The sequence below is a fragment of the uncultured Maritalea sp. genome, from assembly GCF_937139385.1.
Classification (GTDB): Bacteria; Pseudomonadota; Alphaproteobacteria; order Rhizobiales; family Devosiaceae; genus Maritalea; species Maritalea porphyrae_A.
Genome location: NZ_CAKZPW010000093.1, coordinates 1 through 6,684 on the forward strand (window position 1 = coordinate 1; position 6,684 = coordinate 6,684).

At 48.8% G+C, this 6,684-nt stretch carries 7 protein-coding genes and 1 tRNA gene; 2 read left to right on the plus strand and 6 right to left on the minus strand.

The window, feature by feature from the left end; all coding sequences use genetic code 11:
• The 4 genes from Q0231_RS03825 to Q0231_RS03840 all read right to left on the minus strand — a co-directional run.
• On the minus strand, positions 1-1,406 hold a 1,406-nt coding region (locus tag Q0231_RS03825; RefSeq protein ID WP_299345308.1), incomplete at its 3' end, for a formate--tetrahydrofolate ligase.
• A 172-nt stretch (positions 1,407-1,578) separates the two neighbouring features.
• Complete coding sequence (locus Q0231_RS03830; RefSeq protein ID WP_269394246.1) at positions 1,579-1,968, minus strand: hypothetical protein; 390 nt, start codon at positions 1,966-1,968, stop codon at positions 1,579-1,581.
• Between the two features lies 1 nt (position 1,969).
• On the minus strand, positions 1,970-3,646 hold the full coding sequence (locus Q0231_RS03835) for a vWA domain-containing protein (protein ID WP_269394247.1): 1,677 nt from the start codon (positions 3,644-3,646) through the stop codon (positions 1,970-1,972).
• Positions 3,647-3,675: 29 nt separating this feature from the next.
• Positions 3,676-4,383 (minus strand): hypothetical protein, encoded by a 708-nt coding sequence (locus Q0231_RS03840; RefSeq protein ID WP_269394248.1) that lies wholly within the window; start codon positions 4,381-4,383, stop codon positions 3,676-3,678.
• Between the two features lie 164 nt (positions 4,384-4,547).
• Here Q0231_RS03840 and Q0231_RS03845 point away from each other — a divergent pair, with 164 nt between their 5' ends.
• A complete protein-coding gene (locus tag Q0231_RS03845) occupies positions 4,548-4,982 on the plus strand; it encodes a hypothetical protein (protein WP_269394249.1) in 435 nt (144 codons plus the stop codon).
• Between the two features lie 38 nt (positions 4,983-5,020).
• Here Q0231_RS03845 and Q0231_RS03850 read toward each other — a convergent pair.
• Both Q0231_RS03850 and Q0231_RS03855 read right to left on the minus strand, forming a co-directional pair.
• Positions 5,021-5,111 (minus strand) — tRNA-Ser (locus Q0231_RS03850).
• 176 nt (positions 5,112-5,287) lie between these two features.
• Positions 5,288-6,013 (minus strand): TerC family protein, encoded by a 726-nt coding sequence (locus Q0231_RS03855; RefSeq protein ID WP_269394250.1) that lies wholly within the window; start codon positions 6,011-6,013, stop codon positions 5,288-5,290.
• A 179-nt stretch (positions 6,014-6,192) separates the two neighbouring features.
• Between Q0231_RS03855 and Q0231_RS03860 the strand changes: the two genes are divergently transcribed.
• Positions 6,193-6,684: FAD-dependent oxidoreductase (locus Q0231_RS03860; RefSeq protein ID WP_299345317.1), on the plus strand; the 492-nt coding region annotated here is incomplete at its 3' end.

The window sequence follows — 6,684 nt, forward strand, 5'->3', positions numbered from 1 at the left end:
ATCTTTTTATCGACTACAACTTTGTCGGCGCGATAGATATCTTTGGCGACCTTCTCAATCTTAGCGAGTAAGGGCAGATCGTCTTCATAAAGTGGCTTGAAGTCCGCTGTGTTACCTTCCGCAATCTCCACGATCCGATTAGCAAGCTCAACAGTCCCTTCTGAGCCTTTTTCCCAATGTTGGCATAATATGGCTTCGGCTCCCACGGAGCTTGCGTAATCTCGGATGGATTGCACTTCCGCGTCCGTATCGGTGACGAAGTGGTTGATGGCAACAACCGCTGGCACTCCAAACTTTTGAATGTTTTCGATGTGACGACCAAGGTTTGCGCAACCGCGCACTAATGCATCCACATCTTCGTTCCCAAGTGCGTCTTTAGCCACCCCGCCATTCATTTTGAGGGCGCGGATGGTTGCGACAATAACAACTGCAGATGGTTTCAAACCGGCTTTGCGACATTTAATGTCAAAGAATTTTTCAGCCCCAAGGTCCGCGCCAAATCCAGCTTCTGTAACCACATAATCGGCGAGTTTGAGCGCTGTTTTTGTGGCAATTACTGAATTACAACCATGAGCGATGTTGGCGAATGGTCCGCCATGAATGAAGGCGGGGTTGTTCTCAAGTGTTTGTACCAGATTGGGCTGCATTGCTTGTTGCAACAAAACAGTCATTGCGCCATCAGCTTTGATATCGCGACAATAGACGGGTGTTTTGTCGTTCCGATAGGCGACGATGATATTGCCCAATCGGTTCTGCAAGTCTTCCAAATCATCTGCAAGGCAAAGAATGGCCATGATCTCAGAAGCAACAGTGATGTCAAAGCCAGCTTCGCGCGGATAGCCGTTTGCTACGCCGCCGAGCGAAGCCACAATTGAACGCAACGCGCGATCGTTCATGTCGATTACCCGACGCCAAGTGATGCGGCGAATATCGATCTTTTCTTCGTTGCCCCAATAAACATGATTGTCGAGCATTGCGGATAGGAGATTGTGGGCTGAAGTAATGGCGTGGAAGTCACCAGTGAAGTGTAGGTTGATATCCTCCATCGGCACAACCTGCGCATATCCGCCCCCTGCTGCGCCGCCCTTCATGCCAAAACATGGGCCAAGCGAAGGTTCGCGGATACATATCGTTGCGTTTTTGCCAATTCTATTTAGCCCATCACCAAGACCAACGGTGGTGGTGGTTTTCCCCTCGCCTGCTGGCGTTGGGTTGATGGCGGTGACCAAGATCAGTTTACCGTCTTTTTGACCGTCCAATGACTTGATGAATTCTTCGGAGATTTTGGCTTTGTCGTGCCCAAAGGGCAAAAGGTGAGAATTATCGATGCCAAGTTTCGCGCCAATTTGCGCAATAGGTTGTTTGACCGCGGCGCGCGCGATCTCAATATCTGACTTATATGTCATGTATGTTTGTCCCCAGAGTAGTCTCGTTTTTATGGTGCACACTTTTTGCGCGCTTGGGGCGAATTAAACGCAATGAATACTGGTTTGTCTAGCTCTGATTGGGTCAAATAGAGATGTAGCGTATTGCATTTCGATATTTGCTTGAGCAGTGCTATTTCATGGGGGGACTATATTACCATGAAACTACCTGCCAACCTTCGAGTGTTAGAGGTTCGCTGGTAAGTAGGTATTTGGTTGGTGCGTTTGCATTCGCATATAGTGCAGATACATTCTCGGCAGAAATGCGGCCAAATGCGGTTCTGAACAATACGTCTTGGGAACGCAAGTCTTTGAGGTTGCCTAAAGCAACTTTGTCCGTGCCGACTTCGATGTTGGTGTAGCGGGTGCTGGCCACAAAATCATCAATCCACTTTTGCGCGTCGGTAAAATTCGACTTCATCGCATAAGACGTGTCGACGACCAAAAGAACCTGCTTTGGGTTGGTTGAATAGTAAAAATGCGTGCCGCCCCAAATGACGGCCTGCAGGAGAACCAGAGCTATAAAGGATTTCAGCCAAGCCAAATTACATCTCCGAATTCAAAAGGTTGCCGATGCGGTATGATGCTGAACCAACGCTGGATTCGATATATGCCGCTTCAACCAAACTCGCCATTTCTTTGAGGTGATCCGAAGAAAGCTCGTACGCAATGGTGTGAATTGGAATTCGTGCAAACCGCAGGGTTTCTTTTACTGTAGAAAAGTCCAAGCCTTCGTTGGTTTCTCCATCGCTCAATACGAATATGATCAGTTTGTGATCTGGGTTGGCCGCACCGAAATTGATGAGTTCGTTTGCAGCAACAACCACGGCGTCGTTCGTTGCTGTTGCACCACCAGCAGAAAGGCTTTCGACAGCTCCAATAAAGAGAGATTTTTGCTGTAAATTGAATTGGCGTACGGGCAGATCAATATTCACCGCATTGTTGTAGCTGACCAAACCAATTGCATTGCTCGCGGCGATGAGGTCAGACGAATCCACAAGCGCTTTTTGCAACTCCTTGATCCGTGAGCCATCCATTGAACCGGAAACATCGGCCACAAACACAGCAGCGATGGGCTTGCCACCTGACTTTTTATCTTTCCAGAGCTTTTGCGCTTGCTGGATCAATGACCCATCAGTGATATCGTAGCTCGATTTGTAAGTGGGATTGCCACCAAAACCAAAGTCTGAAATTTGGCCTTTGTTCTCAATAATGAATTTGTTGAACAAATCGAGCACTTCGCGCTCTGCTTCATCAGCTTGTGGCAGTGCATAGAGCGGGCTGTCATGGCGCACGCCAAATGGTACGAATTCGTAATCTGCCATGCCGGTAACATTTACCCAAGTTTGGTTTTCCATTACCAAAGCGTCGAGCACACCGCTGCCGACTGCTGCATCGCGCATTTGCAACGTATTCTGTGCAACGAATGGAACACCGAGCTGGAATGCTTCAAAAGCACTGGCCACATCTGGCGACAAGAACTCAGCCTCGTCACCTTGCGCAAAGGAGTGCAAAACCATCATCAAGAAGTTCAAACCAGTGCTTGACTGGTAGGGGTTTGTGTACCCCATCGAGAATTCGCCGCTGGTGACTTCCGTAAGCAATTTCTGCAGATCCAAAACACCATCCGTTGTGATCAGATCAATTTTGCTTTTACGCACCACAATGCCTGCTGTGTTTGGCGCTGTAACAGGGTTTATTTCATCAACCGAAATGCCTTGGGACTCTATCATTTTACCCCAGAGCTTATTGGAAGGTGAAAATGCGTCCGGGACATTTTGTCCAGCAAGAATGAACTGCGCACCCAGGCCAGAGGGCATTTTACGCACGGAAATGGCGGCGGTTTTGCCATTGCTTATGCTTTTGCCCATTCTGTTGAACCGTTCGGCCAATTCGTTATAGAGCCCATCTGTGCCTTTTCCCGACTTTTCCGAAGAGGTGAAAATCTCGACTGACTCTACGCTTGAACTGTCAGGCTGCCCAACAGTTATGGGGTACTCTGAAATACTTGGCAGGAGCGAAAGCAGGTTCGTTGGCGTTAGCTCAATGTTGGCGCGGACACGGTTTTCTTGCCGTGTGGGCTTGATATCCTCTGCGACCAGCTTTGCAATGTTTTCGTGTGCGGCTTCAGTTGTTTCAATTGGTGCGCCGCCACAACCGCTAAGCGATAGCGCGCCGGCAACAAGGGCAGTACCGACAAGTGCTTTCATGGTCATCTTCATCAAACAGCTCCTTCGTTGCGCCATAAGCGCTAAATATGAAATTTCTTCGCGCGGTCTGCCAACTCACGAAGTCGCAATATGGCCTCATCGTGTTCTGTGGCGTCCTGCTTTTGAATATTGGCGACTTCCACCAACGTTTCTGCGAGCGCGGTCAATAGGGTGCGATTGGCTTCAATAATCTCGTTCATTTTTGTGCGCTGGGCGCTGACTAGTTCCATGCGTCGCTCAATTGCCAAATCGGCGCCCTGCTCTGGCATCGAATTTGCCAAGTCTTCCCGGTCAATTCCAGAAACGCTGCGCGCGATAACCACAAGATCAGAAAGGTTTTGAACCACTATGTTTTGGACACGTTGGGCGATCTCTGCGTGCGAACTTACCGAAAGCGGAGAATCTGCGAACCGCTTTGTTATCACCTCGTGGTAATCGTCCACCATTCCCAATAGTCGGTCAGTCTGCTTTGAGGCCTCAATTTCACCAATCTCATTCAAGTTCAACGAGATGGTGCGTATTTCGCCGAGAATGCGTTCATAATTGGCTTGTTCTTTGGCGGCGAGAACCCGTTGCTGATCTCGTTTTTCAAAACCAAGCAAATTGTAACTAAAGGGAACCGTAAACGCGAGCACGGCAGAGATCGCCGCGTAGGCTGCGACCCAGATCAAATCGACCTGAAACCACCAATAAAATGCAGGCACAAACAACAGCGAAACCAGTAAAGCCACCAAAAATATGTTTCGCACCGTTTGTTTCGCCCCTCTTGCTCTGCTGAGACGTATATTGGTTGGTTTTGCTTGAATTTCAACCCATTGCTGAACATTCATGAGTTTAATCACTGCAATTAACTGCGCTTTTAACGTTGGCTGATAGCCTTTGATTTGGAAAAACAACGGAACCAACGGCCAACATGCCAAAAATTGATGCTGTCCTGTCGATTGAAGATCGCGCGAATTTGATGAACAGAGCGGCTGAAGCAGCAAAGCCTGCGTTTGCAACCACATTTTTGGATCGTGCCCAACGACCAACGGGCATGCTTCGTGCCATGGATCGCGACGAGTTGGTGAAATGGCTGACTGAGCTTGAAAGCTCAATCGAATTGGTGCGCAAACTGGTTCAACATTTGCGAACAGAAGACGGTGCGGACCAAATCACCCTAGCCGATGCTGATACTGCCGCCCATTCTGCGGCAAAAGCATCTCAGGTTTTATTGCGCCGTTGCCGCCTTATCGTTGAACACACGAAACCCGTTTCTGCGGATCCAGCATTTAATACTCTAGTCAACGAATGTTTGGATAAAGTGCAATTCGTACATGATGACGCATGCGAGCTTGCCCAGCTCTAGCGGGCATCAAAACCATGGCCATGTTTGGGTTTTTATCATGGCGGGTGGGGAGGGATTCGAACCCCCGGAACGCTTGCACGCTCGCCGGTTTTCAAGACCGGTGCATTCAACCAGCTCTGCCACCCACCCGCAATGATGGAGCGTGATCTAACGTAGTGCGCCACAAGTTGCAAGGGGTAAATCGATATAAAATTCAATTGTTGGGCTCAAATGCGCGAACGCCCCACTTTGCCTACAATTTTTGACGCACGAAACAACCAAGCGAGAGGGTTCGCCCCCCTCGCCTTTGCAGTGCATTTGGATTTCTAGCTTTGTTTTTGGCGTTTTTTGCGTAGTGAAATCAATATATTGATCGATTCGACGCCAGTTGCGAATGCCATAGCGAAATAGATATATCCTTTTGGAATATGAAACCCAATGCCGTCCGCAACGAGAGACATACCAATGAGCATCAAAAACGCCAAAGCGAGCATTTTGGTTGTTGGGTGCTCAGCAATAAACTTGGAAATTGGAATTGACCCAACATACATGACAAACATTGCAATAGTGACCGCTGCAACCATGACGGGCACATGCTGGGCCATGCCGATTGCGGTGACGATTGAATCGACAGAAAAGACGATGTCAATAATGATAATCTGACCGATAATGGCCATAAATGTGGCGCCAACTTTGGATTTGGGTTCATCCCCATGCGGGTCTTCCACTGCTTGGTGGATTTCATGGGTCGCTTTGTAGAGCAGGAATAATCCTCCGGCGATCAAGATGACGTCTCGCCATGCGAAATCATGGCCAAAGGCTGTAAAAAGTGGCTGTGTTAGGCCAATGATCCAGGCCAGGAGTGCCAGCATTACTATTCGGGCGACCAATGCCAAAGCGAGGCCAATTTTGCGGGCTTGATCTGCCTGTTTTTCAGGCAAACGCGATACAAGCACGGATATGAAGACGATATTGTCTATACCTAGGATAATCTCCATGGCCGTTAGTGTGGCCAAACTGGCCCAAATCGCAGGGTCTGAAATCCATTCCATTTGCCGAATCCCCTCGTCTTGAATGGTTTTGTGTGTTCGGTGGAGCATAATTCATATTTGAACGGTGTGAACTATCGATTTGCAGTTATCGCCACCGGCTGCGTCACCATGGTGATTGGCATAGGGTTTGAATTGAGGCATAAGGCTTTGGTGCTTTTCACTCAGAGCAAGAGAGCTTGATGCAATACGACATAGCAATAATTGGTGGCGGCCTAACAGGCGTTGCGGCCGCGCGACTGGCCGCAGAGCGTGGCTTCAGTGTCGTTCATTTCGCACCTGCGTTTGCCAAGGACTATCGAACATCCGCCTTGATGATGCCGACCGTCGACTTCATGCTTCATGCGGGCCTGATATCTGATCCGCATGCCTTCGGCACTCCACTGCGCAAAATCAGGATCATTGACGCCACAAGCCGGCTATTGCGGGCACCAGAGGCTTTGTTTGATAGTGCTGAGATAGAGATTGAAGCATTTGGCTACAATTTTGCTAATTGTGATTTGCTCGATGCTTTTTCACAGCCATCTCAACACTTCGACGTCAAAGAAACTATGGTTGAGCAAATCAAGCAGGAAAATGGCCATTACAAAATAAGCAGTCAAGACGGCACTTCAGTATCAGCCACCATGCTCGTTGGGGCCGACGGCAAAAAATCAAAGGTGCGTGATAGTCTT

Excerpts from the sequence above, each read along its gene's own strand:
- Q0231_RS03835 (WP_269394247.1), bottom strand. The coding sequence starts at position 3,646 with ATGAAGATGACCATGAAAGCACTTGTCGGTACTGCCCTTGTTGCCGGC.
- Q0231_RS03855 (WP_269394250.1), bottom strand. The coding sequence starts at position 6,013 with ATGGAATGGATTTCAGACCCTGCGATTTGGGCCAGTTTGGCCACACTA.
- Q0231_RS03845 (WP_269394249.1), top strand. The coding sequence starts at position 4,548 with ATGCCAAAAATTGATGCTGTCCTGTCGATTGAAGATCGCGCGAATTTG.